19 protein-coding genes and 6 tRNA genes are annotated in these 24,787 nt (G+C 60.0%); 8 read left to right on the top strand and 17 right to left on the bottom strand.

The annotated features are described in order from the left end of the window. Nucleotides 1-152: 152 nt before the first annotated feature. Nucleotides 153-407: a 30S ribosomal protein S15 gene (gene rpsO / locus C4N22_RS03775; protein WP_005933138.1), complete on the bottom strand. Its 255-nt coding sequence runs from the start codon at nt 405-407 to the stop codon at nt 153-155. A 229-nt stretch (nt 408-636) separates the two neighbouring features. Between rpsO and C4N22_RS03770 the strand changes: the two genes are divergently transcribed. Next, the gene (locus tag C4N22_RS03770; protein ID WP_112148052.1) at nt 637-2,283 is read left to right on the top strand and encodes a carboxylesterase family protein; all 1,647 of its coding nucleotides are present in this window, start codon (nt 637-639) and stop codon (nt 2,281-2,283) included. Nucleotides 2,284-2,347: 64 nt separating this feature from the next. On the opposite strand, the gene ribF is transcribed toward C4N22_RS03770, so the two are convergent. From ribF to C4N22_RS03700, 14 genes are all read right to left on the bottom strand, one after another. Continuing rightward, nucleotides 2,348-3,262 (bottom strand): riboflavin biosynthesis protein RibF, encoded by a 915-nt coding sequence (ribF, locus tag C4N22_RS03765; RefSeq protein ID WP_112148051.1) that lies wholly within the window; start codon nt 3,260-3,262, stop codon nt 2,348-2,350. Nucleotides 3,263-3,281: 19 nt separating this feature from the next. After that, the gene (truB, locus tag C4N22_RS03760) at nt 3,282-4,166 is read right to left on the bottom strand and encodes a tRNA pseudouridine(55) synthase TruB (protein WP_112115079.1); all 885 of its coding nucleotides are present in this window, start codon (nt 4,164-4,166) and stop codon (nt 3,282-3,284) included. Further along, on the bottom strand, nt 4,166-5,170 hold the full coding sequence (locus C4N22_RS03755; RefSeq protein ID WP_112148050.1) for a DHH family phosphoesterase: 1,005 nt from the start codon (nt 5,168-5,170) through the stop codon (nt 4,166-4,168). The genes truB and C4N22_RS03755 overlap by 1 nt, the downstream gene beginning before the upstream one ends. 18 nt (nt 5,171-5,188) lie before the next feature. After that, nucleotides 5,189-5,572 carry a 30S ribosome-binding factor RbfA gene (gene rbfA, locus C4N22_RS03750; RefSeq protein WP_112148049.1) on the bottom strand — a complete coding sequence of 128 codons (384 nt, stop codon included), beginning with the start codon at nt 5,570-5,572 and terminating at the stop codon, nt 5,189-5,191. A gap of 245 nt (nt 5,573-5,817) precedes the next feature. Continuing rightward, on the bottom strand, nt 5,818-8,304 hold the full coding sequence (infB, locus tag C4N22_RS03745; RefSeq protein WP_112148048.1) for a translation initiation factor IF-2: 2,487 nt from the start codon (nt 8,302-8,304) through the stop codon (nt 5,818-5,820). Further along, nucleotides 8,301-8,681, bottom strand: a complete 381-nt coding sequence (locus tag C4N22_RS03740; protein WP_022256450.1) for a L7Ae/L30e/S12e/Gadd45 family ribosomal protein — start codon at nt 8,679-8,681, stop codon at nt 8,301-8,303. The genes infB and C4N22_RS03740 overlap by 4 nt, the downstream gene beginning before the upstream one ends. Then, nucleotides 8,668-8,964 (bottom strand): RNase P modulator RnpM, encoded by a 297-nt coding sequence (gene rnpM, locus C4N22_RS03735; RefSeq protein WP_112115076.1) that lies wholly within the window; start codon nt 8,962-8,964, stop codon nt 8,668-8,670. The genes C4N22_RS03740 and rnpM overlap by 14 nt, the downstream gene beginning before the upstream one ends. A 35-nt stretch (nt 8,965-8,999) precedes the next feature. Beyond that, the gene (nusA, locus tag C4N22_RS03730; protein ID WP_112115075.1) at nt 9,000-10,118 is read right to left on the bottom strand and encodes a transcription termination factor NusA; all 1,119 of its coding nucleotides are present in this window, start codon (nt 10,116-10,118) and stop codon (nt 9,000-9,002) included. A gap of 52 nt (nt 10,119-10,170) precedes the next feature. Continuing rightward, nucleotides 10,171-10,662, bottom strand: coding sequence for a ribosome maturation factor RimP (gene rimP / locus C4N22_RS03725; protein ID WP_022256447.1), 492 nt, complete (start codon nt 10,660-10,662; stop codon nt 10,171-10,173). A 259-nt stretch (nt 10,663-10,921) separates the two neighbouring features. Next, nucleotides 10,922-12,163, bottom strand: coding sequence for an aminopeptidase (locus tag C4N22_RS03720; protein ID WP_112148047.1), 1,242 nt, complete (start codon nt 12,161-12,163; stop codon nt 10,922-10,924). A 508-nt stretch (nt 12,164-12,671) separates the two neighbouring features. After that, a complete protein-coding gene (locus C4N22_RS03715; RefSeq protein ID WP_022256444.1) occupies nt 12,672-14,093 on the bottom strand; it encodes a glycine--tRNA ligase in 1,422 nt (473 codons plus the stop codon). A 149-nt stretch (nt 14,094-14,242) separates the two neighbouring features. After that, a complete protein-coding gene (gene rlmH / locus C4N22_RS03710; RefSeq protein ID WP_022256443.1) occupies nt 14,243-14,728 on the bottom strand; it encodes a 23S rRNA (pseudouridine(1915)-N(3))-methyltransferase RlmH in 486 nt (161 codons plus the stop codon). A 259-nt stretch (nt 14,729-14,987) separates the two neighbouring features. Then, entirely contained in the window at nt 14,988-17,237 is a 2,250-nt protein-coding gene (locus C4N22_RS03705; RefSeq protein WP_112148046.1) for a DNA gyrase subunit A, read from the bottom strand. 48 nt (nt 17,238-17,285) lie between these two features. Further along, nucleotides 17,286-19,277 carry a DNA gyrase/topoisomerase IV subunit B gene (locus C4N22_RS03700; RefSeq protein ID WP_112148045.1) on the bottom strand — a complete coding sequence of 664 codons (1,992 nt, stop codon included), beginning with the start codon at nt 19,275-19,277 and terminating at the stop codon, nt 17,286-17,288. Between the two features lie 260 nt (nt 19,278-19,537). Here C4N22_RS03700 and C4N22_RS03695 point away from each other — a divergent pair. The 6 genes from C4N22_RS03695 to recG all read left to right on the top strand — a co-directional run bounded on the left by C4N22_RS03695 (nt 19,538) and on the right by recG (nt 22,250). Continuing rightward, a tRNA-Phe gene (locus C4N22_RS03695) sits at nt 19,538-19,613 on the top strand. 41 nt (nt 19,614-19,654) lie between these two features. Next, a tRNA-Gly gene (locus C4N22_RS03690) sits at nt 19,655-19,730 on the top strand. Nucleotides 19,731-19,759: 29 nt separating this feature from the next. Next, nucleotides 19,760-19,836, top strand: a tRNA-Asp gene (locus C4N22_RS03685). 84 nt (nt 19,837-19,920) lie between these two features. Next, nucleotides 19,921-19,996: transfer RNA gene (locus tag C4N22_RS03680), tRNA-Gly, on the top strand. Between the two features lie 29 nt (nt 19,997-20,025). Beyond that, a tRNA-Cys gene (locus C4N22_RS03675) sits at nt 20,026-20,100 on the top strand. A 65-nt stretch (nt 20,101-20,165) separates the two neighbouring features. Continuing rightward, nucleotides 20,166-22,250, top strand: coding sequence for an ATP-dependent DNA helicase RecG (recG, locus tag C4N22_RS03670; protein ID WP_181567160.1), 2,085 nt, complete (start codon nt 20,166-20,168; stop codon nt 22,248-22,250). Nucleotides 22,251-22,298: 48 nt separating this feature from the next. On the opposite strand, the gene C4N22_RS03665 is transcribed toward recG, so the two are convergent. Next, the gene (locus C4N22_RS03665) at nt 22,299-22,994 is read right to left on the bottom strand and encodes a metallophosphoesterase (RefSeq protein WP_112115067.1); all 696 of its coding nucleotides are present in this window, start codon (nt 22,992-22,994) and stop codon (nt 22,299-22,301) included. Between the two features lie 172 nt (nt 22,995-23,166). Between C4N22_RS03665 and C4N22_RS03660 the strand changes: the two genes are divergently transcribed. Continuing rightward, the gene (locus C4N22_RS03660) at nt 23,167-24,507 is read left to right on the top strand and encodes a D-alanyl-D-alanine carboxypeptidase family protein (RefSeq protein ID WP_112148043.1); all 1,341 of its coding nucleotides are present in this window, start codon (nt 23,167-23,169) and stop codon (nt 24,505-24,507) included. Nucleotides 24,508-24,568: 61 nt separating this feature from the next. Here C4N22_RS03660 and C4N22_RS03655 read toward each other — a convergent pair. Then, a tRNA-Gln gene (locus C4N22_RS03655) sits at nt 24,569-24,639 on the bottom strand. Nucleotides 24,640-24,787: the final 148 nt, after the last annotated feature.

The raw sequence follows: 24,787 nt of genomic DNA, 5'->3' as shown, positions 1-24,787 counted from the left end.
GCGTCTGTGCATTTTTGTACGCACGGACGCTCGATTTACTGCTGCAACACGCAGCAGCAGCCTGTTGTTCCATGGAGCGGCAAACAACGGGAAGCCACAAAAAAACAGCAAAGGGCAGGCACCATTGTACGGTACCTGCCCTCTGTTTTCTATTACTTACGCAGACCCAGGGTTGCGATCAGAGCACGGTAACGCTCGATGTCCTTCTTCTGGAGGTAGGCCAGCAGATTGCGGCGGCGGCCAACCATCTTCATCAGACCACGGCGGCTGTGGTGATCGTTCGGGTTCTTCTTCAGGTGCTCGTTCAGCTCGTTGATGTGAGCGGTCAGCAGAGCGACCTGAACCTCGGGGGAGCCAGTGTCCTTCTCGGTCAGAGCGACTTTGGCCATAACTTCCTGCTTGTTCATAGTACAGTACCTCTTTATTAAAATTTTATTTGCCGTCAGCACAGAATGCGGGAAACGGTACTCCCAAACGGGCATACTCCCAGCCCCGTGCCGCGGTAACAGTGCTAGTATAACAGAAAGCCGTGCAAAAAGCAAGAAAATTTTTTACAATTTTGTCGCTGCCCGGTCATTGCATTTCAAACCCGGGCTGTTATAATTTAGGTGTATTTTACAAGAGAGGGATTTTACGATGCAAGCACCCAAGTTTTCCCGCCGCAGTTTTCTCAAATCCGGAGCCGTGGCCGCCGCAGCCGCCAGCCTGCCGGGCTTTTCGCTGCCCGCAGCCGCCGCTGCAGCCCCCATCGGCACGGTATGCCAAACTCAGCACGGCCCGGTGCAGGGCATCCGGCAGGAGGGGCATCTCGTCTGGTATGGCATCCCTTACGGCGCTTCCACCGCCGGGGACGCCCGCTGGACAGCCCCGCAGGACCCCGCCCCCTGGGCCGACGCCAAAGACTGCACCGTCCCCGGCGCGGCGGCGTACCAGTACAGCACCTGCGCCCTGGGCACCGAAGACTGCCTCAACTTAGACGTTTACACCACGGAAAAGGCCAGCAAACGGCCCGTCATCGTCTACCTGCACAGCGGCGGCAATCAGATCGGCTCCGCGCGGGAGCTTCCGGGCGGATTTCTGGCCGAGCAGCTGGGCTGTGTCTTCGTGGGGCTGGAATACCGGCTGGGGCTGTTCGGCTTCAACTGCCTGCCCGCGTTCTGCTCCGGCCCGGAGGAAACAGGCAATTTTGCCCTGCTGGACATGGCCAAGGCGCTGGACTGGGTGCGGGACAATATCGCATCGTTCGGCGGCGACCCGCAGAACATCACGGTCCTGGGCTTTGCAGCCGGCGGGCGGGACGGAATGGCCCTGCTGGCCAGTCCCCTGTTTGTGGGCCGGTTCCAGAAAGCCATCTCTATTTCCGGCGGCATGACCTGCGCGGATGAGAACACGAGTGCTGAAACGCTTGCCGCTGCTCTGGCACCGCTGGCCGTGCAGGACGGCAAGGCTCTGACCGAAGCAACCGCGCGGCGCTGGCTGCTGACGGAAGACCCTGCGGTCCGCAGCTGGCTCTGTGGCGTGGATGCCGCCCGTCTGGCTCCGCTGATGGCAAATGCCGGTTTACGGATGAGCGTCTTCCCCCATCTCTATGCGGACGGCATTACCCTGCCCGAGGGCGGATATCCAGCGGCTCAGTACAGCGAAATTCCTACCCTGCTGCTGACCGGAGCCGATGAATTCAACGCCGCCGCCCGGTGGGACAGCTGGTTTTCCAGCGAGGAGGCCAAACGCTTTTCCGCCGACGAGCTGGAAGCAGCCAAGCAGTTTGCCGCCACCTATGGTTCAGCCCTCTGCCGGGTCTTCAGCACCCGTGGCAGTGCGGAGGTGATCGCGGCCCGGAGCGACGCGCCGCTCTACCTGGGGCAGATCGAGTACGGCTCTTCCGCCAGCAAAACACAGATCCCGCTGCTGGGCTCGTTCCAGGGCATCGCCCTCCCGATGCTGTCTGGCAGCAACCCCTACTTCGGCTGGGCCGACCTCTCCGGCGCAGGCTATCAGGCCATGGCGGAACAGCTGCGCGCCTATCTGAAAAACTTCATCACCAGCGGCGATCCCAACGGCAAAAAGCTGCTTTCCGGCTCCACCAGATGGCAGCGCTGGACGCCCGACTCCCCCGCCCTGCTGGTGCTGGATGCCGATGCGGACCACGCCATCACCCGGTGCGCCGCCCAGACGGAAACGAAAGAATCGCTGCTTGCCGCCATGGAGGCGGACAGCACCCTCTCTCCCGCCCTGAAACAGGCCGTGATCCAAAACGTGCTCAAGGGCAGATTCTTCGATTGAGGATTGCGGTATTTCCCTTTTCTGCAAACAAAAAACACCGTTCAGCCGAACGGTGTTTTTTCGTTTACTGGAAATACTCCTGGGCCCGCCGGGCTGCATGGTTGATGCAGTCCCGCAGCTCGTCCAGTGTATCAAACTTTTTGCTGGGGCTGAGGTAGGCGTAAAACTCCACCACCGGGTCGGTGCCATACAGGTCGCCCGAGAAGCCCGGGATGAACGTCTCGCAGGTCACCTTGGAAAGATCGTCGTTGACGGTGGGCCGGGTGCCCAGGCCGGTGGCCGAGGGGTACCAGGTATCCCCGATCTTGGTCCGGGTGATATAGATGCCGAAACGCGGCAGCTGGAACCCCTGCGGGTAGAGCTGGTTGATGGTGGGCACCCCCAGCGTCCGGCCCAGACCAGCCCCGTGGTGCACCGCAAAGCGGATCGCGTAGGGCATCCCCAGCATGGCGTTTGCCGCCGGGATGTCGCCGCCCTCCAGCGCCGTGCGGATGCGGGTGGAAGAGACCGGTTTTTCCTCAAACCGGGCCATGGGCAGCACCACCACTTCCACCCCCAGCGGGGCGCAGAGCTTGCGCAGCAGTTCCGGGTTTCCGGCGGCTTTGGCCCCAAAGGTAAAGTTTTCGCCGCAGAAAAGCGCTTTGGCGTTGCAGTCCCGCACGATGCCCAGCACAAACTGCTCGGGCGTCATGGCCTTGATCTCCTCAAAATCCGGGCAGAGATAATGCTCCACGCCCAGACGTTCGATGAGGGCATGTTTATCCTCGGTGGAGAGGAGGCGCTTGCCTTTCATCTTGTTTTCGGTGGGCAATTTGAACGTGAATACCGCCGGGGATGCCCCGTGGGCTCTTGCCCACTGGACCGCCCCCTCGATGACGGCGCGGTGGCCAATGTGGATGCCGTCAAAAAAGCCCATGGCCACGGCACTGCCGTTTGCATTGCCCAGCGCAAGCGGCACAAGCTGTGAATAGATCTGCATTGGCATCATTCCTTTCCCTTCAGTTTCGCTCCACAAAGAGCTTTTCCACCCGGAGCACGCCCCCGGTGATGTTGGCAAGGCCGAGGAACTGGCCCTGCGCGTTCCGCACCCGGTAGCGGCCATCCGCAGCGGGGTAGCGGCTGGTAGGGCAGCCATTGTACAGGTGCTGCTCCACCCGCTCGTCCGCCACCAGCAGCGGCAGAGAGGTGAACACGCTCTCCACCGGCAGCATCAGGGCCTGCAAGGCCTCGGGGCCCGCGTTTTTGGCGGCCTGGATCTCTTCCAGGCTGTGGGCGTCGGCCTCGGTGTAGACCCCGGCCGCAACGCGGCGCAGGGCGCTCATGGTGCCTTTCTGGCCCATGGCCTCCGCGATCTCCTCCAGCAGCACCCGGATATAGGTGCCCTTGGAACATTTGACCGTCAGGGTGTACTCATTCTCTGCCGGGCTGCCCTCGTACTGGATGGACAGGATCTCAATGGGGCGGGCTTTCCGCTCCACCTCCATGCCCTGCCGCGCCAGTTTGTAGAGCGGCTGACCGTTGATCTTGACCGCCGAGTACATGGGCGGCGTCTGCATCCGGGGCCCCACAAAGCGGGGCAGCACCTCCAGCAGCTCTTTTTCCCCGGCAGTCACCGGGGCTGTTTCCAGCACGGTACCGGTCACATCGCCGGTATCGGTGCGCGCACCCAGTTTGAGGGTGGCGCGGTAGGCCTTGGTGTGGTCCAGCTGTAAGTCCACCGCCTTGCTGGCCCCGCCGCAGAAGACCGGCAGCACGCCGGTAGCCATGGGGTCCAGCGTGCCGCTGTGGCCCAGCTTCCGGGTGCCCAGAATGCCCCGCAGCTTTGCAATCACATCAAAACTGGTCCAGTCCGTGGGCTTATCCACAATGAGGATTCCCTGCATCAGGCTTCCTCCTGTCCGTCGGGCGTCTGGGGAGCATCCAGCTCCGCCTCCACCTCGGCCAGAATGGCGCTCTTGGTGTTGTCCAGGTTGCCCAGCAGCTCACAGCCCGCCGCGCGGGTGTGGCCGCCGCCGCCCAGACGCCGGGCGATGGCGCAGGCGTCCACACCCTTGGCGGTGCGGACGCTGATGCGGTAGCTGCCGCCGGGCTGCTGGCGGAGGGTCAGGCCGACCTTGACCCCCTCAATGCTGATGGGCAGGCTGGTGAGCTCCTCCAGATCGGCGGGGTCCACCTGGCTCTGCTCGATCTCGTCCCGGGTGAGGTAGATGAGGGCGCAGCGGCCATCCAGATGATACTCCAGATGGTTCCGCGCGATCCGCTCGGCCTCCATCCGGGCGCGGGGCTTGGTATCAAACAGCAGGGTGTTCAGCTCTTCCACCTGGGCCCCTGCCTCGATGAGCTTTGCCGCCACCAGATGGGTCTTTGCCGTGGTGGAGGAAAAGCGGAAGCAGCCGGTATCGGTGGAGAGACCGGTGTACAGGCAGTTGGCAATGTGGGCCGTCATGGGCACTTTCATGGCCATGATGACCTCATACAACAGCTCCGCTGCCGCCGCGGCCTGGCCGTCCAGCAGGGTAAAATCAGCGTAGCCGCCGTTGCCCGCGTGGTGGTCGATGCAAAAATCAATGTGGCGGGTATACTGGGGCACCCCGTTGTTCTCACCAAAGAGCTGGATGCTGGCCACATCCACGGCCACCACGGTCTGGGGCTCAAACTCGCCCTTGAACAGGCGTGGGTTGGTAAACGCATACCGGGAGGGGATGACGTCGGAGCAGAGGACAGCCGCGTTTTTGTCCAGCGCCTTAAGGGCGTAGTACAGCGCGCTGCCGCAGCCAACGGTATCACCATCCGGGTTTTTGTGGCACAGAATCAAAACATTGTCCGCAGCACGGAGGCGCTCGGCCATCTGCTGCACGTTCAGTTGTTCTGTCATCCCATGATCCATCCTTTCCGCAAGGCTGAGTTAGTCCTCGGTTTCCGGCTCCCGCGTGTCGTCGGAGCCGCTGACATTCAGCTCGCGGAGCAGTTCGTTGATGTGGGCCGCATAGGCTGCACCGTCGTCTTCCACAAAGATGAAGCGGGGGGCTTTGCGGATGTGCATTTTCTTGCTGACTTCGGTGCGCACATGGCCGGCCGCGCGGTTCAGCGCCTCAATGGCAGGCTTGGGGCCGTCGGTGCGGCCCATCACGCTCACATAAACCTTGGCAACATCCAGGTCGGGCGTCACGTCCAGGCGGGTCACGGTCAGCAGACCACCCTCCAGGCGGGGGTCTTTCAGGCGGCCAATGATGGCGATGACCTCACGCTTCATATCCTGCGCAAGACGGCCCATATTTTTTTGAGACATTTGGTTTCTCCTATCACAAAATAACCTCTCCGTCATCGCTGCGCGATGCCACCTCCCCTGTCAGGGGAGGCTTTGGCAGTTCGTACAGTTTTCCAGCAAACACAAAGCAGTTTCATCGAAAACGAAACCTCTTTGCCAAGGGCTCCCCTGCTAGGAAAGCCTCCCCCGGCCGGGGGAGGCGGCACGCAAGTGCCGAAAGGGGAGCGGCTGTCGAGCGAATGCGAGACTGAGAGGTTTTGCAAATCTTAGTCGCGGTACTCTTCCATCTTGAAAGCTTCGTACACATCGCCCTCTTTGACGTCCGCAAACTTTGCCAGCGTCACGCCGCACTCGTAGCCCTCGGCCACTTCCTTGGCGTCGTCCTTGAAGCGCTTCAGGGACGCGATCTCGTCCTCGGTGATGACGATGCCGTCACGGACCACGCGCACCTTGCTGTCGCGGGTGATCTTGCCGTTGGTCACGCGGCAGCCGGCAACGGTGCCGACGTTGGAGATCTTGTACACCTGACGGACCTGCAGCTCGCCCAGAGAGACCTCGCGGAACTTGGGAGCCAGCATACCCTTCATAGCGTCGGTGACATCGTTGATGGCATCGTAAATGACACGGTACATCCGCATCTCGACCTTGGTAGCGGCGGCCTCTTCCTTGGCCACGTTGTCCGGGCGGACATTGAAGCCAATGATGATGGCGTTGGAGGCATCGGCCAGATCCACATCGGACTTGCTGATGGCACCGACACCGGCGTGGATGACGCGGACGCGGACCTCATCGTTGGAGATCTTTTCGAGGCTCTGCTTGACAGCCTCGGCAGAGCCCTGCACGTCGGCCTTGACGACGATGGCCAGCTCTTTCATATCGTTCTGAGCCATCTGGCTGAACAGGTTATCCAGGGTGACTTTCTGGAACGAGGAGAACTGCTTCTCCTTGGCGTCAGCAATGCGCTGCTCGGCCAGCTCACGGGCCAGGCGCTCGTCCTCAACGGCCTCAAACAGGTCGCCTGCCTCGGGCACAGCAGTCAGGCCGGTGATCTCCACAGGGGTGGAGGGGCCGGCATCGCTCAGCAGCTTGCCCTTATCGCTGCGCATGGTACGCACACGGCCCACAGCGGTACCGGCAATGATGACATCGCCGGAGTGCAGGGTGCCGTTCTGCACCAGGATGGTGGCAATGGGGCCCTGGCCCTTGTCCAGACGAGCCTCGACCACAGCACCCTTGGCGCGGCGGTTGGGGTTGGCCTTGAGCTCCATGACCTCAGCTTCCAGCGCAATGCGCTCCAGCAGGTCGTTGATGCCCATGCCGGTCATGGCAGAAACAGGGATGCAGGCCACGTCGCCGCCCCAGTCCTCGGGGATGAGGCCGTACTTGGTCAGGCCCTCCTTGACGCGCTCGGGGTTGGCCGTGGGCTTATCCATCTTGTTGATGGCCACGATGACCTTGACGTTGGCAGCCTTGGCGTGGTTGATGGACTCAATGGTCTGGGGCATGATGCCGTCGTCAGCAGCCACGACCAGAACCGCGATATCGGTCATGTTGGCACCACGGGCACGCATGGAGGTAAATGCCTCATGGCCCGGGGTATCCAGGAACGTGATCAGGCTGTCGTTGATCTTGACCTGATAAGCACCGATGGCCTGGGTGATGCCGCCGGCCTCGCCCGCGGTGACGTTGGTCTTGCGGATGGCATCCAGGATACTGGTCTTGCCGTGGTCCACGTGGCCCATGACGCAGACGACCGGGGGACGCTCGACGAGGTCTTCCTGTGCATCCTCTTCCTGGGTGAACAGGCGCTCCTCGATGGTCACATGCACCTCGTGCTCGACCTTTGCGTGGAACTCCTCGGCCAGCAGGGAAGCGGTATCAAAATCGATGATGTCGTTGATGGCGTGCATCTCACCCATCTGCATGAACTTGGCAATGACCTTACCAGCCTGCTGCTTCAGGCGGGCAGCCAGCTCACCGACGGTGATCTCATCCGGGATGGAGACTTTCAGCTGTGCGTTGCGGGCCTTTTCCAGCTGGATGCGCTGCAGGCGCTCGAACTCGGTCTCGCGCTTGCCTTTCTGGAACTGCTGGCGCTGACGCTGGCCGCGCTGGGTAAACTTCTGCTTGTTGCCCTGCGGGGTAGGCTTGCGGCGGTTCTCCGTGTTCTTGGTGGAAGCCAGATCGTCGTAACGGGCATCAAAGCGGTCCACGTTCATATCCACGGTACGGGTATCCACGGTGACCTGATTGTCCTCGCGGCGGACGGAGACGGACTGGGCCGGGGCAGTGCTTGTCTTGGCACCGGTCTCACGGGCCAGCTCGCTCAGGGAGACGGTCTTCTCCTCACGCTTCTTATGCTGCTCGTTCTTCTTCTCGTTATGCTTGCTGTTATTGTTTTTCTGCTGGGGCTGCTGGGCAGCTTTTGCAGGCTCCGACTTCTTCTCAGCCGGCTTCTGGGCGGCCTTGGGCTCTGCCTTTTTCTCAGCGGGCTTCTCGGCTTTCTTCTGCTCGGGCTTCTTCTCCGTGTTCTTGGGGGCAGCGGGCTGCTTGGCGCTGTTCAGATAAGCGCTCAGGTCCGTCTCGCTATGATCCTTGCTGAATTTCTCCAGCAGGTAGTTCAGCTCGTTCTCCTCCAGAGTGGAGCTGTTCTTCTTGCCGGTGCTGCCCATGGCGTTCAGCTCATCCAGCACTTTCTTGGCGGAAATATTCAGGTCTTTTGCAAAATCGCTTACTTTATATTTTACGGTCATTCGCTCATATCCTCCTCATTTTTGATTGCTCCACAGTCCGTCAGGCGGTCAAAGCAGAGCTTTGCGAGGTTGCGGTCGGTCACGGCATACACCGCCACCGGTTTATGGCTGATATCAGCCAGTCTATCCTGTGTCAGCGGCATGGGGATCACATCCACCAGGTCGCCTACGGCATAGTTCAAACGCTGCACGGTCTTGGCGCTGGCGTCGCTGGCCACCATGACCAGCCACGCCTTGCCCTTGACGCAGGCATCTTCCACGGCGTCAAAGCCCATGGTCAGGGCGCCTGCCTTGCGGCAGAGGCTCACGGCCTGGTACAGGGCATCTGCCGGGGCCAGCGCAGGCTTTGCGGGAGCGTTGTTCTTATTCTTTGCCATCCTGTGCGGCCTCCTGTTCTACCGCGGCCAGCTGCCGGGCCAGCGCGTCGTAAACTTCGGCGGGAACCGGCTGCTCAAAGCAGCGCTCCAGCGCCTTTTTCTTTTTTGCCTTTGCAAGGCAGGCGGCGTCCGGGCAGAGGTACGCGCCGCGGCCGGGCTTTTTGCCCACCGGGTCAATGCTGATCTCTCCGCTCGGGGCGCGCACCACCCGCACCAGCTCCTTTTTGGGGCGGCTGGTCATGCAGCCAATGCACTGGCGGGCAGGGATCTTTTTTTGTGCCATCCGATTTCCCTCCTTTGGCAGTGGGTGCGCTGGAATCACTCAGCGGTTTCTTCGGTCTTGGGCTGCTCGGCTTTGGGCTCCTCGTCCTCGCCATAGTAGCCGCTCTCGGGACGGATGTCGATGTTGTAGCCGGTCAGGCGCGCGCAGAGACGGGCATTCTGGCCCTTGTTGCCAATGGCCAGGCTCAGCTGCTGGTCAGGCACGGTCACACGGCAGGAGCGGGTCTCGCCGGGCAGCAGCTCCACCTTGAGCACCTTGGCCGGGCTGAGGGCCGCGGAGATGAACTCGGAGACATCCTCGCTCCACTTAACGATGTCGATCTTCTCACCGCCCAGCTTCTCGACCACAGCAGCCACACGGTCACCGTGGGGACCGATGCAGGCGGAAACGGGGTTGACGTTGGCGTCCTTGGACCAGACTGCCATCTTGGTGCGGGCACCGGCCTCACGGCTGATGGCCTTGACTTCCACAGTGCCGTCGTAAATTTCAGGCACTTCCAGCTCAAACAGGCGCTTGACCAGGCCCGGGTGGGTACGGCTGATCATAACGCGCGCGCCGCGGTCGCCGCTGACGACGTCCACAACGTAGACCTGCAGCACCTGGCCCTCGGTGTAAGTCTCACCGGGCACCTGCTCGTTGCGGGGCAGGATGGCCTCGCCGCCCTTGCCCAGATCCACGGCCACGATGCCCTTTTCGGGGTCCACGCGGGTGACGGTGGCCTGCACGATGTCATGGGCGCGGGACTGGATCTCGCTCAGCTGCTGGCTGCGCTCGGCCTCGCGGATGCCCTGACGGATGACGTGCTTTGCGGTCTGTGCGGCGATGCGGCCAAAGTCCTTGGTCTTGAGGGGAGTGACCACGCGGTCGCCCACCTTGTAATCCTTGCGGATGTTCTGGGCCTCGGTAATGCCGATCTCGCTGTGCTCGTCGTACCAGTCCTCATCGGCCACAACATCCTGAATGAGAGCAACATTGAATTTGCCGTTGGCGGGGTCGATCTCCACCATGACGTTGTTGTCTTCCACTTCGTAGTTCTTCTTGACAGCGATCACGATCGCTGCCTTGATCTTATCGATCAGATACTCAGCGGTGATGCCGCGCTCGTGCTCCAGCATGGAGAGAGCTTCAAAAAATTCATTGTTAGCTGCTGCCATTTTTCGGGTTCCTCCTATGATTTACTCTCTACGTGATAAAGGGTTTTACTTTTCAATGAAACAGGTCTTCGTCGTCGCACAGGCGCACCGTGCTGGCGGCGGAGGCTTCAAAGCGGACGGGGCCCGCCGGGGTCTCCACCGTGATGGTATTCCCCTCGCGGGAGGTCAGGATGCCGGAAAACTCCTTGGCACCGTTCTCGTTGGCCTTGTACAGTTTGACGCTGATCTTCTGGCCCTGTACAGCGGTGTAGTGCTCCGGGCGGGTCAGCTTGCGGCCAAGGCCGGGGCTGCCCACCTCCAGATAATAGCTCTGCTCAATGGGGTCTGCCTCGTCCAGGATGGGGTCCAGCGCATGGGACACATCGGCGCAGGTGTCGGTGTCCATGGTGGAGCCGTCCGCCTTGTCGATCAGCACACGGAGATACCAGTCCGGCCCCTCTTTTTCAAAGACAACATCCCACAGGCGCAGGCCCATGCCCTCCACGGTGGGGCGGACAAGCGCTTCGACTCTCTGGGCGGTATTGCCGCCAGACTGTTTCGCCATAAAAAACCTCCAAACAAACAAGAAACGCGGACCTTGCGGCCCACGTTCCATAAAAACTATATCGTACTACTAGAATATAGCATACATTTGCGAAATATGCAAGCTTTTTCGTGAAAAACCTCTCAGGCGCTCCCCTTTCGACACTTGTGTGCCACCTCTCCCGGCCGGGGAAGTCTTTCCGATCAGGGGAGCCCTTGGCAGCCCGGGCAGGTTTTATGTTTTATCGAAAGCAGCCGGGCCCTGCGGCCAAGGGCAGGCCTTACAAGACCCAGACACCGTTCTCAAACAGGGTCACGGTGCGGCCATCGCGGCACTTACCGGTGATCTTGCTGTCCTCCGCACCGATCATGACGTCCTCGTGGATGGAAGACTGGTTCATGCCGCGGGCCAGCAGCTCTTCCTTGGAAAGAGTCGTGCCGTTCCGGGTGGTGCCGGGATAGCTGGCGCCGAATGCAATGTGGCAGGCGGCGTTCTCATCGAACAGAGTATTGTAAAAGAGCGCGCCGCTCCGGTTGATGGGGCTGGAAGCAGGCACCAGCGCCACCTCGCCAATGTGGCAGGCTCCCTCATCGGTGCTCAGGAGCTGGCCCAGCAGCTCCGCGCCCTCCTCGGCCCCGTGCTCCACCACCTTGCCGTCTTTGAACGTCACATGGAAGCCCTTGATGAGCTGGCCGTTAAAGACGTAGGGCTTGGTGCCGTAGACGATGCCGTTGACCTTCTCCTTGTGGGGTGCCGTGAAGACCTCTTCGGTGGGGATGTTGGGCAGGAAGAACACGCCTTTTTCGTTCTTGCTGCCGGCACTCTCCCAGAGGGCCTTGTCGGCAATGCCCACGGTCAGGTCCGTGCCGTTGCTGCTCTGGAAGTGGACGCTTTCGAGGTCGAACGCGTTCATTTTCTCGCCCAGAGTGGTCAGGCGGTCCAGATGTGCTTTCCACTCGTTGACGGGGTCGCCGTTCGTCACGCGGCAGACGTCAAAGATGAGCTGCCACAGCTTCTCGATGGCGGCTGCCTCGTCCAGCTCCGGGAACATCTTTTTGGCCCAGGGAGCACTGGGCATGGCGGCAATGGACCACTGCACCCGGTCGTTCATGGTGTACTCACGCCACGGAGCCATATATTTGCGGTTGGCCGCATTCACCCGGCTGATCTTGGCCCCGTCCAACCCGGCATAGACCTCCGGATCATCCGCGAGGAGATGCAGGATGCAGACGCCGCCCTCGCTCTCGGCGTAGTCGAGATAGCGGCGCAGCTGGTAAGGTTTGAAGTCACTCAGGGCTTCCTCGCTGCCCAGCTCCATCCGGGTGCGGGAAACAGCGTTGTCGCTCCAATCCACCTGCACGTCCCGGGCACCGGCCTCATAGGCACTGCGCACGCACAGGCGGGCCAGCGGGGCGGCCTCCAGCGGGCAGCGGATGATGAGGGTCTGGCCCGGCTGGGGATTCACACCCACCCGGACGATAAAATCGGCATATTTTTTCAGAAGTTCGTTAAAGTTTTCCACGAAAGGTTCCTCCTGCGGTGTAAACCGTGTTTATTTTGTTTCAGTATACCCGTTTGGGGCGGAAATGTCCACCATCCAGAAACAAAAAGGCGCCCCGCCCGGTTGAAAAAGGGCGAAGCGTCTGTTATACTGATCTCGAGAATGCTGTCTACATACGGCATGCGGTCGCGCCTCTCCGGCTTCGCGTCGGGGATTGACGCATTTTTGTTGCTCACCCCTGACGCAAATGCGAAAGGGGGGATGCTCCATGACGCTTTTAGAAACTTTGGCTCTGCTCACACTGCTTGCAACTGTGGGTTTTGGCATGTTCGACATCGCATGGAAGATCTTCAACAACAAAAAATGACCGCCAGCGTCCGAAACCTGCGGTCATTTTTTATTGAATGACATGCTGGAGAGGTGCTGACCGTTTGCTTGGCAGCATTCTCTTCTGTTTGTATTATAACACAGCCCCGCCGAAATTTCAACGGCAGGGCTGTGTTTTTTATCATTCTAAAATCTAAAACGATTAGAACTCGATCTTGCTCTCGATGTAGCTCTTCAGCTCGGAGATAGGCATACGCACCTGCTCCATGGTATCACGGTCACGGACGGTGACGCAGTTGTCCGCAGTGATGCCCTTGGCCTCGTCGCCCACGGTGTCAAAGTCCACGGTGATGCAGTACGGGGTGCCGATCTCATCCTCACGGCGGTAACGCTTGCCGATGGAACCGGTATCGTCGTAGTCCACCATGAAGTACTTGCTCAGCTCGTTGCGGATCTCCATGGCCTTGTCGCCCAGCTTCTTGCTCAGAGGCAGCACAGCACACTTGTAGGGAGCCAGAGCCGGATGCAGATGCAGCACGGTGCGGATATCCTCCTTGCCCTTGCTGTCGGTCAGGTGCTCCTCATCGTAGGCCTCGCACAGGAATGCCAGCGCCACACGGTCACAGCCCAGAGAAGGCTCGATGACGTAGGGGATATAGTGCTCGTTGGTCTCGGTGTCGAAGTACTCCAGGCTCTTGCCGGAAGCTTCCTGATGGCGGGTCAGGTCGTAGTTGGTACGGTCTGCAATGCCCCACAGCTCGCCCCAGTCGGTGAACGGGAACGCATACTCGATATCGGTGGTAGCGCGGCTGTAGAATGCCAGCTCCGCAGGCTCGTGGTCACGCAGGCGCAGGTGCTCTTTCTTGATGCCCAGGCTCAGCAGCCAGTTCTCGCAGTAGTCTTTCCAGTAAGCAAACCAGTCCAGATCGGTGCCGGGCTTGCAGAAGAACTCGCACTCCATCTGCTCAAACTCGCGGGTGCGGAACGTAAAGTTGCCCGGGGTGATCTCGTTGCGGAATGCCTTGCCCACCTGGCAGACACCAAACGGCAGCTTGCGGCGGGTGGTGCGCTGGATGTTGGCAAAGTTGACAAAGATGCCCTGTGCGGTCTCGGGGCGGAGGTAGCAGGTGGAAGAGCTGTCCTCGGTGACGCCGATGGCCGTCTTGAACATCAGGTTGAACTTGCGGATGGGGGTAAAATCGTGCTTGCCGCAGACGGGGCAGACGATGTCCTCGTGCTCGGCGATGAACTGGTCCATCTCATCGAAGCTCATGGCATCGACATTGACCTCCGGGTGCTCCTCGCCAATGAGCTTATCGGCGCGGTGGCGTGCCTTGCAGGCGCGGCAGTCCAGCAGGGGGTCCGAGAAGCTGGAAACGTGGCCGGTGGTCACCCAGGTCTGGGGGTTCATGATAATGGCAGCGTCCAGGCCGACATTGTAGGGACTCTCCTGCACAAACTTCTTCAGCCATGCTTTCTTGACGTTGTTCTTGAACTCAACGCCCAGGGGGCCGTAATCCCAGCTGTTGGCCAGACCGCCGTAGATCTCAGAACCGGGGAAAACATAACCACGGTTCTTGCAGAGATTGACGATCATATCAAGGGTCTTTTCGCTCTGTTCCATTGTAATAACATCCTTTCCGTCCGCGGCTGGCTTGCCGTGTCGTGTGTGTTGTTTCGGGCAGCTTTCCCCACTGCCGCGTATTCTTACTGTACCATGTTTTTTCCTTCTTGTAAAGTGGAAGAGGACCGCGGACGCGGCCCTCTTCCACTTTACTTATGATATTTCATGCCGGCATTGATGGTGCAGGCACGGTAGATCTGTTCCGTCAGCACCAGGCGGGCCAGCTGGTGGGGCATGGTGATCCGCCCCATGCTGAACTTGAGAGCGGCCGCCCGCTTGACCTCGTCCGCCAGGCCGTGGGAGGAGCCGATCACGAACGCCACGTCCCCCGCCCCGCTGCCCGCGCGGTCCGCCAGGAACTGTGCCAGTTCCTCGGAGGAGATCTGTTTTCCCTCAATGCACATAGCCACGATGGCGGCACCCTTGCGGACATTGCCGAGGATGGCTTTGCCCTCTTTTTCCAGCGCCTTTTTCACGACGGCATCGGAGGCGTTTTTCTCCTCGATCTTCTCTTCCGGCAGCTCAATGATCCGGAAATTCGCAAAGGCCGCCAGCCGCTTCTGATACTCGGCCACACCCTCCGCAAAATATTTCGCGTTCAGCTTGCCGACACAAATCAGGTCGATATTTTGCATGATAGCTTCCTCTTTTCAGGATAAACGATTTAAACTTGTCTCCGCTACTGCTTGAACTCCCTCAGTCACGGCTTACGCCGTGCCAGCTCCCTCGGAGAGGGAGCCTCTGGCGAAACCGGACACTTTGCAATTCAACCAGAAGCTTTGCCACCATGCCAAAGGCCCCATCCCAGAGGCCGACTTCCCCCGCGCCGGGGGAAGATGTCACCGCAGGTGACAAAAGGGGGAATCTGGCACCACAGGCGACTGGGGGAGTTCTTTACAGCAGGCTCATCTGCTCTCCCTCGTCTTCGGCGCGGATCAGAGCACCCGTGGCGGGCAGGCTGCGGACGCGGTAGCGGTGAGGGTTGGCCAGCTCCAGCGTGTCCGCCGGGACGACGGAGACAACGCGCTGGTTCTTTTTCAGCGTGACGACGGCCACGCCCTGGCTGTCGCGGGTGGTCTTGGCCGGGATCTGCGCCGTGCCCACCAGCAGCATCCGGCTGGCGCTGGTGCGGATGGCCAGCTCCGTCTCCTCGGGCAGGTAGAGCATCAGCGAGAGCTCTTCCTTATCGCTGTATGCCTTGAGCAGCTTGCGGCGGTTCTGCTTGGTGGCGTAAGAGCTGAGGGGAATTTTCGCGCACTTGCCGTTGGCAAAGAAGAAGTACAGATAGCCCGCGTAATCGCCGGTAATGACCATGGCGAGGATGTTTTCCCCCTCGTCCATGCCCAGACGCCCGGGCAGGTAAATGCCCATCTGGGCCACCTTGCCATCCTCCAGCTCGGCCAGACGCACTTTGTACACCTGCTGCTTGTCCGTGAAGAAGAGCGATTCCATGTTGTTGCGGGTCTCCACCTGCTGGATGATCTCATCGCCCTCTTTCAGCTTGTGGGCACCGGCGGTGCGCAGGCTCTGGGGCGGAATCTTCTTGAGATAGCCCTCGCGGGTGAAGAAGACGGTAACGGGGTAATCCGGCACGGTCTCTTCCTCGGCACCGTTCTCCTCCTCGGGCAGGTCGTAGAGAATTTCGCTGCGGCGGGGCTGGCCGTACTTCTTGGCCACCTCGTTCAGCTCGTTGATGATGATGCGGCGGATGCGGGCAGGCTTTGCCAGCACGTCGTTCAGGTCCGCGATGTCCTTTTCCAGCTGCTCGATCTCGCTGGTCCGCTTGAGGATATACTCACGGTTCAGGTGGCGGAGCTTGATCTCGGCCACATAGTCCGCCTGCACCTCGTCGATGCCAAAGCCGATCATCAGGTTGGGGACCACTTCAGTCTCTTCTTCCGTGGTGCGGATGATGTGGATGGCCTTGTCGATGTCCAGCAGGATGGCGGCAAGGCCCTGCAGCAGGTGGAGCCGCTTTTCCTTGCCGTGGAGGTCGTAGTAGGTGCGGCGGCGGACGCACTCCATCCGGAACGCCGTCCACTCCTGCAAAATTTCCCGCACGCCCATGACTCTGGGCTGGCCAGAGACCAGAATGTTGAAGTTGGCGCTGAAGCTGTCTTCCAGCGGGGTGGCCTTGAACAGCTTTGCCATCAGCTTGTCCGCGTCCACGCCCCGCTTGAGGTCCAGCGTCAGCTTCAGGCCGTTCAGGTCGGTCTCGTCGCGCATGTCGCTGATCTCTTTCAGCTTGCCCGCCTTGACCAGCTCCGAGATTTTATCCATGATGGCTTCCACCGTGGTGGTGGGCGGGATCTGGGTGATCTCCAGCATGTTCTCGCCGGGCACTGCGTTGTACTTGGCCCGGACCCGGACACTGCCGCGGCCTTTCTCGTAAATTTCCCGCATCTGGGCTTCATCATAGATGATCTGGCCGCCGCCTACAAAATCCGGGGCGGGCATCGTGGTGGCGATGTCATGCTTGGCGTCTTTCATCAGGGCGATGGTAGTGGCACACAACTCCGCCAGATTGAACGAGCAGATGTTGCAGGCCATGCCGACGGCGATGCCCAGCGTGTTGTTGGCCAGAATGGTCGGGAAGGTGACCGGCAGCAGCGTAGGCTCCGTGGTGGAGCCATCGTAGTTGGGAACGAAATCAACGGTTTCTTTGTCGATGTCCCGGAACAGCTCTTCACAGACATTTTCCAGCTTGGCCTCGGTGTAACGGGCCGCCGCGCAGGACATATCCCGGCTGTAGGCCTTGCCGAAGTTGCCCTTGCTGTCCACAAAGGGCACCAACAGGCTCTCGTTGCCCCGGCCCATGCGGACCATCGTGTCATAGATGGCGGCGTCGCCGTGGGGGTTCAGGTGCATGGTGCTGCCCACGATGTTGGCGGACTTGGTGCGGGCCCCCTTGAGCAGGCCCATCCCGTACATCGTATAGAGCAGCTTGCGGTGCGCCGGCTTGAAGCCGTCGATCTCCGGCAGGGCGCGGGAGACGATGACGCTCATGGCGTAGGGCATGTAGTTGGTCTCCAGCGTGCGGGTGATGGGGTCTTCCAGCACGCTGCCCGCGTTTAAAATTTCAACGCCCTCGCCCAGCTGCGGGCGGACGGGCTTTACTGTTTTCTTGGTTGATTTTCTTGGCATTGTAAATCCTCTTTATCCGATTCGCTGGGCATTCCGGGCAGACGGACATCAGGATACATCCAGATCGTCCAGATACTCCGCGCCGTGGGCCGCGATATGCTCCTTGCGGCCGGCCAGATTGTCGCCCAGCAGCAGGTCAAACACCCGGGAGGTCTCCTCCACATCGGTGGGCAGCACCTTGATGAGGCGGCGGCTCTCCGGATTCATGGTGGTCAGCCACATCATCTCGGGGTCGTTTTCGCCCAGACCTTTGGAGCGCTGGATGGTGTACTTTTTGTCGCCGATCTCCTCCAGGAATGTCGCCTTTTCCGGCTCGGTGTAGGCAAAGTAGGTGTGATCCTTGGTGTTGATCTCATACAGCGGCGACTCCGCGATATAGACGTATCCCTCGTTGATGAGGGTAGGCGTCAGCCGGTAGAGCATGGTGAGCACCAGCGTGCGGATCTGGTAGCCGTCCACATCGGCATCGGTACAGATGACGATTTTGTTGAAGCGGAGGTTGTCCAGATTGAATGTCGCCAGCTCCTTGTTGTGCTTGCCGCCCAGCTCCACGCCGCAGCCCATGACCTTGATGAGGTCCACAATGACGTCCGATTTGAAGATGCGGGCATAATCAGCCTTGAGGCAGTTCAGAATTTTACCGCGGATGGGCATGATGGCCTGATACTCACTGTCGCGGCTCTGCTTGACAGCGCCCATAGCGGAATCGCCCTCGACGATGTAGAGCTCCCGGCGGGAGGCGTCCTTGGTGCGGCAGTCCACAAATTTCTGCACCCGGTTGGCCAGGTCGATCTGGGTGGTCAGCGTCTTTTTGATGCTCTGGCGGGTCTTCTCGGCGTGCTCGCGGCTCTGCTTGTTCACCAGCACCTGCTGGCAGATCTTCTGAGCTTCCTCCGGTTTTTCGAGGAAGTAGACTTCCAGATAGTGCTTGAGAAAGTCCGTCATGGCCTGAGAGACGAATTTGTTGGTGATGGCCTTTTTGGTCTGGTTCTCGTAGCTGGTGCGGGTGGAGAAGCTGGACGAGACGTAGACCAGGCAGTCCTGCACGTCCTGAAAGCTGATGGCGCTCTCGCCTTTTTTGTAGAGGTTCTTCTCTTTCAGATACTTGTTGATCTGGTAGACGAACGCGGTGCGGACCGCGTGTTCCGGGCTTCCGCCGTGCTCCAGCCAGGAGGAGTTGTGGTAGTACTCCAGCATCTGCACCTTATTAGAGAAGCAGAATGCCGCGCTCATCTTGACTTTGTAATCCGGCTGGTCCTCACGATCCCGGCCGGAGGCCTCGCTCTCGCAGCTGTACACGGGGGTCAGGCTGTCCTCCCCGGCCACCTCGGCCACATAATCCGCGATGCCGTGGGCGTAGCACCAGCTCTCTTTCCAGGCCTTGCCCGTGGCGGGGTCTTTCTCTTTTTCATCGGTAAAGTTGAGGGTAAGCCCCGCGTTGACCACCGCCTGCCGCCGCAGCACATCCTTATAGTAGCTGCCAGGCACGTCGATGTCGGTAAAGACCTCGTCGTCCGGCTTCCAGTGGATGATGCTGCCGGTGCGGCGGCCCTTGTAGGGTTCTTTCTGCAGGCCGCCCACATTCTCGCCCTTTTTAAAATCAAGGTGATAGTGACAGCCGTCGCGGTAGATGTCCGCCGTCATCCAGGCGGAAGCATACTGGGTGGCACACAGGCCCAGACCATTCAGGCCCAGGCTGAACTCGTAGTTGTCCTCGCCCTCGCCGTACTTGCCGCCCGCGTACATCTCGCAGAACAGCAGCTCCCAGTTGTAGCGGCCCTCGCCGTTGTTCCAGTCCACGGGCATACCGCGGCCAAAATCCTCCACTATGACACTGCCATCCTTGCAGCGGGTGACATTGATGGTATCGCCGTGGCCGTCGCGGGCTTCGTCGATGGAGTTGGAGACGATCTCAAAAATGGAGTGGGCGCAGCCCTCCACGCCGTCCGAGCCAAAAATAACAGCCGGCCGCTTGCGGACACGGTCGGCGCCTTTTAAGGAAGTAATGCTTTCATTGCCGTATTCTTGTTTTTTCGCCATATTACCCTCCCGGCCCGCGGCAAAGCCTGCCGGGGCCGAATTGTCTTTCGATTCTTATTAAACCATAGGTTGTAAAGAAAGTCAATTTTGGCTTTTGTCGCATTTTGCTCCCCGCACCGGCGGCCCAAAGCGCAAATTTCCTCTCTTATTATTCATCGTCTTCACGCATTTTTCAAGAAAAGTCTGATTTTTTTCAAAAAAATTTGGAATTTCCTCTTTACAAATCCGGAATTTCGGGTATAATAATCATCGTCCGGTGCGCCTCTGTAGCTCAGTCGGTAGAGCAGGGGACTGAAAATCCCCGTGTCATTGGTTCGATTCCGATCGGAGGCACCACATTTAAGATGAAATGAATTATTTCCTTTCATCTTATATATGCGGCCGTAGCTCATCTGGTAGAGCGCCACCTTGCCAAGGTGGAGGTAGCGAGTTCGAGCCTCGTCGGCCGCTCCATAACGGAGCAGCAACAGTTGCTCCAATATGGCCCGGTAGCTCAGTTGGTTAGAGCACCAGCCTGTCACGCTGGGGGTCGTCGGTTCGAGCCCGATCCGGGTCGCCACATTTGAGGCGAAAGCTTCTACCTACTTTGAACTTGTTTCAGGGCGTCAGAAATGACGGGTGCAAGGGTAAATGCACCGAATATGCGGCCGTAGCTCATCTGGTAGAGCGCCACCTTGCCAAGGTGGAGGTAGCGAGTTCGAGCCTCGTCGGCCGCTCCAAATGGAGTGGTAATCATCACTCCAAATATGGTGACGTGGCCAAGTGGTAAGGCAAGGGTCTGCAAAACCCTCATCCACCAGTTCAAATCTGGTCGTCACCTCCAAAAGATTCCCGGAAGCCGCGGCTTCCGGGATTTTTTGTTTTGCGGCATTCTTTGTGCTATAATAAATGCAAACGAAAGGAGGTGGCCCCGTGGCTGCCGAGACTCACACCACCCTTACCCCGGATACCCCGGTGCGCTACCTCAAGGGCGTCGGGCCCAAAACGGCCGAGCGGTTTGAAAAACTGGGCATCGTGACCCTGGCCGATCTGCTCTGCCACTACCCGCGCCGGTATTTGGATTTTTCCAAGCCTTACACCATTGCCACCGCCCCGCTGGACACCGAGTGTGTCGTCAAGGCGGAGGTATTCGCCAAGCCCGGCGGGCGCGTCCTGCCAGGTGGGCGGCGGATGGAGCGGATCACCGCCGGGGACGATGTTTCCAGTCTGGAGATCACCTGGTTCAACAACCCCTACGCCGCCCAGAAGCTGGAACTCGGGCGGGAGTATTATTTTCAGGGCATCGTCACGGGCGGGATGCTCCGCCGCCAGATGGTCAACCCGCAGGTGCGCACCGATGCACAGGTGGAGAGCATCCCCTTTGAGGCCGTTTACCCCCAGACGGAGGGGCTTTCCAGCGGGGTCATTGCCAAATGCGTCCGCCAGCTCCTCCCCCACGCGGAGCTCCTGCCCGACCCTCTCCCGCCGGAAATGCTGCAAAAGTACCGCCTGCTCTCCAAGGCGGAGGCCGTCCGGGCCATCCACTGCCCCGCCAGCGAGGAAGAGGCCTTTGCAGCCCGGCGGCGGCTCATTTACGAAGAGCTGTTGATTTTGCAGCTTGGCATTGGCCGGATGAAGAACCGGGGTGCCGCCCGCACCGGTGCCCCCATGCAAAAGATGGACCCGGAACCGTTCTGGGCCTTGCTGCCATTCTCCCCCACCGGTGCCCAGCGCCGGGCCGTAGAGGAAATTTTAACCGACATGGCGGGCGAGACTTCCATGAACCGCCTGCTGCAGGGAGACGTGGGCAGCGGTAAAACACTGGTGGCCGCCGCCGCCATCTGGGCCTGTATCCGCAGCGGGTATCAAGCCGCTCTGCTGGCTCCGACGGAAATTCTGGCCTCCCAGCACGCGGAGAACCTCAACCGCCTGCTCTCCCCCTTTGGGATGCGGGTGGCCCTGCTGACCGGCGGGATGAAAGCCGCCGCCCGCCGCGCCACGCTGGCCGCCATCCGGGACGACGAGGCCGATTTAATCGTCGGCACCCACGCCATCCTCAGCGAGGGCGTGGAATTTGCCCGGCTGGGCCTGGCCGTGGTGGACGAGCAGCACCGCTTTGGCGTCCGCCAGCGCGGGATGCTGGCCGAAAAGGCCGAGAACCCCCACCTGCTGGTCATGAGCGCTACCCCCATCCCCCGCACGCTGGGCCTGCTGATCTACGGCGACCTGGACATCTCCATTCTGGATGAGCTTCCGCCGGGCCGCAAGCCGGTCAAGACCCGGTGCATCACCGGCAAAAAGCGGGGAGCGCTGTACGGCTTTTTGGACCGGGAGATCGACGCCGGGCGGCAGGTGTATCTCGTCTGCCCCGCCATCGAGGAAACGCCGGACGGCGGGTTGAATGCCGTCAAAAGCTATTATGAGGACATTGCCAAGGCCCTGCTGCCCGAGCGGCGGGTGGGCCTGATGCACGGCAAGCTCAAGCCCAAGGAGAAAGCCGCCGTCATGGAGGATTTCAAGGCCGGGCGGCTGGACGCCCTCGTCTCCACCACGGTCATCGAGGTGGGCGTGGATGTGCCCAACGCCACGGTCATGGTCATTGAAAACGCCGAGCGGTATGGCCTGAGCGCCCTGCACCAGCTGCGGGGCCGGGTGGGCCGCGGTGCCGCAGAGAGCTGGTGCTTCCTTGTCAGCGACAACACCAGCGAGAATGTCCAGAAGCGGCTCAAGTTCCTCTGCTCCACAGCCGATGGTTTCGCGGTGGCCCAGTACGATCTGGAGACCCGCGGCCCCGGCGATTTCTTCGGCAGCCGCCAGCACGGCCTGCCCACCCTGCAGATCGCCGACCTGATGAACGACACCCGCACCCTCCACGCCGCCCAGAGCGAAGCGGTGGCCCTGCTGGCCGAAGACCCGCTGCTGGAACACCCGGACCACGCCCTGCTGGCCGCTCAGGTACAGCAGATGTTTGAGAAAGCCGGGGCAATGAATTGAACCGGTATAAAAAGCAACGGACGAGCCGCCGGGCCCGTCCGTTTTGCTTTATGGATGCCTTGAAAATTTCGCGTGCCGCTCCCCCATGCAGACCACGTCGCAGAAGACGCAGCGGCTTTTGGTGGAGAGCTGCACGTCCTTGTGGTAGCAGCCGAAGAACCACTTGGTATAGGTCAGCTTGAGGAGAATTTTATCAAGGAAGAGATGCAGGCGGTTGCTCTCGCCGGAGGCCAGAGCGGAAAAATCCAGGAACCTGCTTGGGGCGTCGTGGGTCAGCACATAATCTACCTGCCAGCTGTTTGCTTCCAGGTTCGCCTCGCAGGCGGCATATTCTTCGTCGGAGGGCATCTCCTGAGGCCACCAGTTCACACCGGCCTCCCGGTCATCTTTGTCCGGACTTTCCGCCCCGCCAAAGCAGAGGTATTTTTTACCCTCCAGCTCCAGCACGCTGCCCCGGCAGACATGATACACATTGCCGCCCAGTGCCTGCACTTTGCCGCCAAACAGTTCCACCGTGGGGTACTGGGCCAGCAGGTCATAGTTTTCGTGGGAGCCGTCCAGAAACAGCAGGGTGTAGGGGCGCTTGCGCAGCCAGTCCAGCTTTTTCTGTTCCGCCTTGCTGCCGTCCCACACAAACCCGAAATCGCCCAGCACCAGCACCACGTCCCGCTTGCCCAGCCAGCGGAGCTTGCCGTGCTTGAAGCGGTCCAGCTCGCCATGCGTATCACCTGTGAGATATACCATCCATTTCCTCCCTGCCGTTTTGTGAAACAACTGCAAAAGCCTTGTCACACCCCGGCAAACCTGTTATTATAAAGTATGAAGCCGTTCGGCTTTGTTTTTTGCTCATTTCTCCGGGCGCAGCACCGCCGCCCCAGCTTTTTATATCATATCGCTTTTTAAAGGAATTGTCCACATGAAACGTATTTTTGCACTCTTTCTGTCGTTTGCCGTCCTGTTCAGCTGCCTGAGCGTGACAGCCAGCGCCATGTTCGACCCCAGCCCTGTCTATGACGTCAAGGCCCAGAGCGCCTATGTCGTCAACACTGACACCAACATCATCGTCTACGAAAAAGACAGCCAGAAACAGGTGTCCGCCGGGGGCCTGACCAAATATATGACCATTGCCCTGCTGCTGACCAACTACGCCGACCAGCTGGACAACACGTTCCAGATGCCGTTTGCCATCTCGGACTACGTCCACGGCACGGACAACGCCGACATGCGCTCCAACGAGACGTTCACCTACCGGGAGGCCATCTATGCCATGGTCACCCGCAACGCCAACGAGGCCGCCATGGGCCTGGCCTATTCCCTCTCCGGCGGCGATTTAGCCGGCTGGGTGAGCCAGATGAATACCCTCTCCCAGCGCATTGGCACCACCAACAGCACCTGGACGGACGCCTGCGGCCTGGACAGCGGCAACGTGACCACCGCCGTGGATATGTACCTCATCCTGCGGTATCTCATGAGCTTTGATGCCTTTGTGGAAATTTCCTCGGCTCCCACCTTCACGATGCCCGCCAAGGAAAAACACGCCAAATCCTTTGTTCTGCTGAGCCAGAACGTGGCCCTGAACAAGACCAGCGGCGGCAAATTCTACCGCAGCGCCATGCAGGGCGGCATGTGCGATGTGATGGCCTACAAGAACGACAACGGCAACCAGAGCTACGTCTCCTGGGCCAACAAAAATGGCTCCACCTATCTTTTCTGCATCATGCAGAGCCCGGACACCTGCGACGATTACGGCTATGCCAACCGCCGCCCGGCCCTGTATGAGACCGTCCACCTCATCGACTGGGTGTTCGACAGCTTTTCCATCCAGGCCGCGCTGGACACCGATTTAGCCTTGGCCGAAATTCCGGTCAAGTATTCCTCGGACACCGACACCCTGCAGCTTTACCCCGATGACAACATGATGACCCTGCTGCCCTCCTCCGGCGACGGCTCCGTCACCCAGAAATATTTCCACCTGCCGGACTACGTCTGTGCTCCCATCCAGCAGGGCGACGTAGTAGGCACCGTGGAGCTCAAGCTGGCCGGTGAGACCATCGGCGTGGTCAATCTTGTGGCCGGGCAGGATGTGAACCGGAACGCCGTCCTCTTCACCGTGGACAAATTCCAGGAGTTCCTGCACAGCCTCTACCTGAAAGTGGTCATCGCCCTCAGCATCCTTTCCGCCGCCATTTACGGCCTCTGGCTGCTGCTCAACGCGTGGCATGGGAGAAATGCGCCGAAGAAGATCCGGCGGCACTGAAAATCGAAAAAAGACAGCAAAAAGCCGCCCGGTGCGTAACAGCACACGGGCGGCTTTTCAGTTGCGCCAGCAGGAGTCGAACCTACGATGGGGGAGTCAAAGTCCCCTGCCTTACCGCTTGGCGATGGCGCATCAGTAGAAAGTAGTATATCATATTTTTTCAAAATCCACAAGAGCCGTTACACGCATTGCGTGTATTTTTTGCTTTCCTCTTTCGGATGAAATTTCGTTCTTGTGTGCGCGCGGCGGCTATGGTATGATGGAGCTGTAAAATCCCGGA

The organism is Faecalibacterium prausnitzii (genome assembly GCF_003287495.1).
Classification (GTDB): domain Bacteria; phylum Bacillota; class Clostridia; order Oscillospirales; family Ruminococcaceae; genus Faecalibacterium; species Faecalibacterium prausnitzii_I.
Note: the sequence above shows the minus strand (reverse complement) of the source record. Positions and strands in the feature narration are given on the sequence as shown.

Coding starts and splice junctions, on each gene's coding strand:
- C4N22_RS03770 (WP_112148052.1), top strand. CDS start 637: ATGCAAGCACCCAAGTTTTCCCGCCGCAGTTTTCTCAAATCCGGAGCC.
- C4N22_RS03740 (WP_022256450.1), bottom strand. CDS start 8,681: ATGGCAAAGAATAAGAACAACGCTCCCGCAAAGCCTGCGCTGGCCCCG.
- infB (WP_112148048.1), bottom strand. CDS start 8,304: ATGACCGTAAAATATAAAGTAAGCGATTTTGCAAAAGACCTGAATATT.
- C4N22_RS03660 (WP_112148043.1), top strand. CDS start 23,167: ATGAAACGTATTTTTGCACTCTTTCTGTCGTTTGCCGTCCTGTTCAGC.
- recG (WP_181567160.1), top strand. CDS start 20,166: ATGCAAACGAAAGGAGGTGGCCCCGTGGCTGCCGAGACTCACACCACC.
- ribF (WP_112148051.1), bottom strand. CDS start 3,262: ATGCAGATCTATTCACAGCTTGTGCCGCTTGCGCTGGGCAATGCAAAC.
- rlmH (WP_022256443.1), bottom strand. CDS start 14,728: ATGCAAAATATCGACCTGATTTGTGTCGGCAAGCTGAACGCGAAATAT.
- C4N22_RS03715 (WP_022256444.1), bottom strand. CDS start 14,093: ATGGAACAGAGCGAAAAGACCCTTGATATGATCGTCAATCTCTGCAAG.
- truB (WP_112115079.1), bottom strand. CDS start 4,166: ATGCAGGGAATCCTCATTGTGGATAAGCCCACGGACTGGACCAGTTTT.
- rnpM (WP_112115076.1), bottom strand. CDS start 8,964: ATGGCACAAAAAAAGATCCCTGCCCGCCAGTGCATTGGCTGCATGACC.
- rimP (WP_022256447.1), bottom strand. CDS start 10,662: ATGGCGAAACAGTCTGGCGGCAATACCGCCCAGAGAGTCGAAGCGCTT.
- rbfA (WP_112148049.1), bottom strand. CDS start 5,572: ATGTCTCAAAAAAATATGGGCCGTCTTGCGCAGGATATGAAGCGTGAG.
- nusA (WP_112115075.1), bottom strand. CDS start 10,118: ATGGCAGCAGCTAACAATGAATTTTTTGAAGCTCTCTCCATGCTGGAG.
- C4N22_RS03755 (WP_112148050.1), bottom strand. CDS start 5,170: ATGGATCATGGGATGACAGAACAACTGAACGTGCAGCAGATGGCCGAG.
- C4N22_RS03705 (WP_112148046.1), bottom strand. CDS start 17,237: ATGCCAAGAAAATCAACCAAGAAAACAGTAAAGCCCGTCCGCCCGCAG.
- rpsO (WP_005933138.1), bottom strand. CDS start 407: ATGAACAAGCAGGAAGTTATGGCCAAAGTCGCTCTGACCGAGAAGGAC.
- C4N22_RS03700 (WP_112148045.1), bottom strand. CDS start 19,277: ATGGCGAAAAAACAAGAATACGGCAATGAAAGCATTACTTCCTTAAAA.
- C4N22_RS03665 (WP_112115067.1), bottom strand. CDS start 22,994: ATGGTATATCTCACAGGTGATACGCATGGCGAGCTGGACCGCTTCAAG.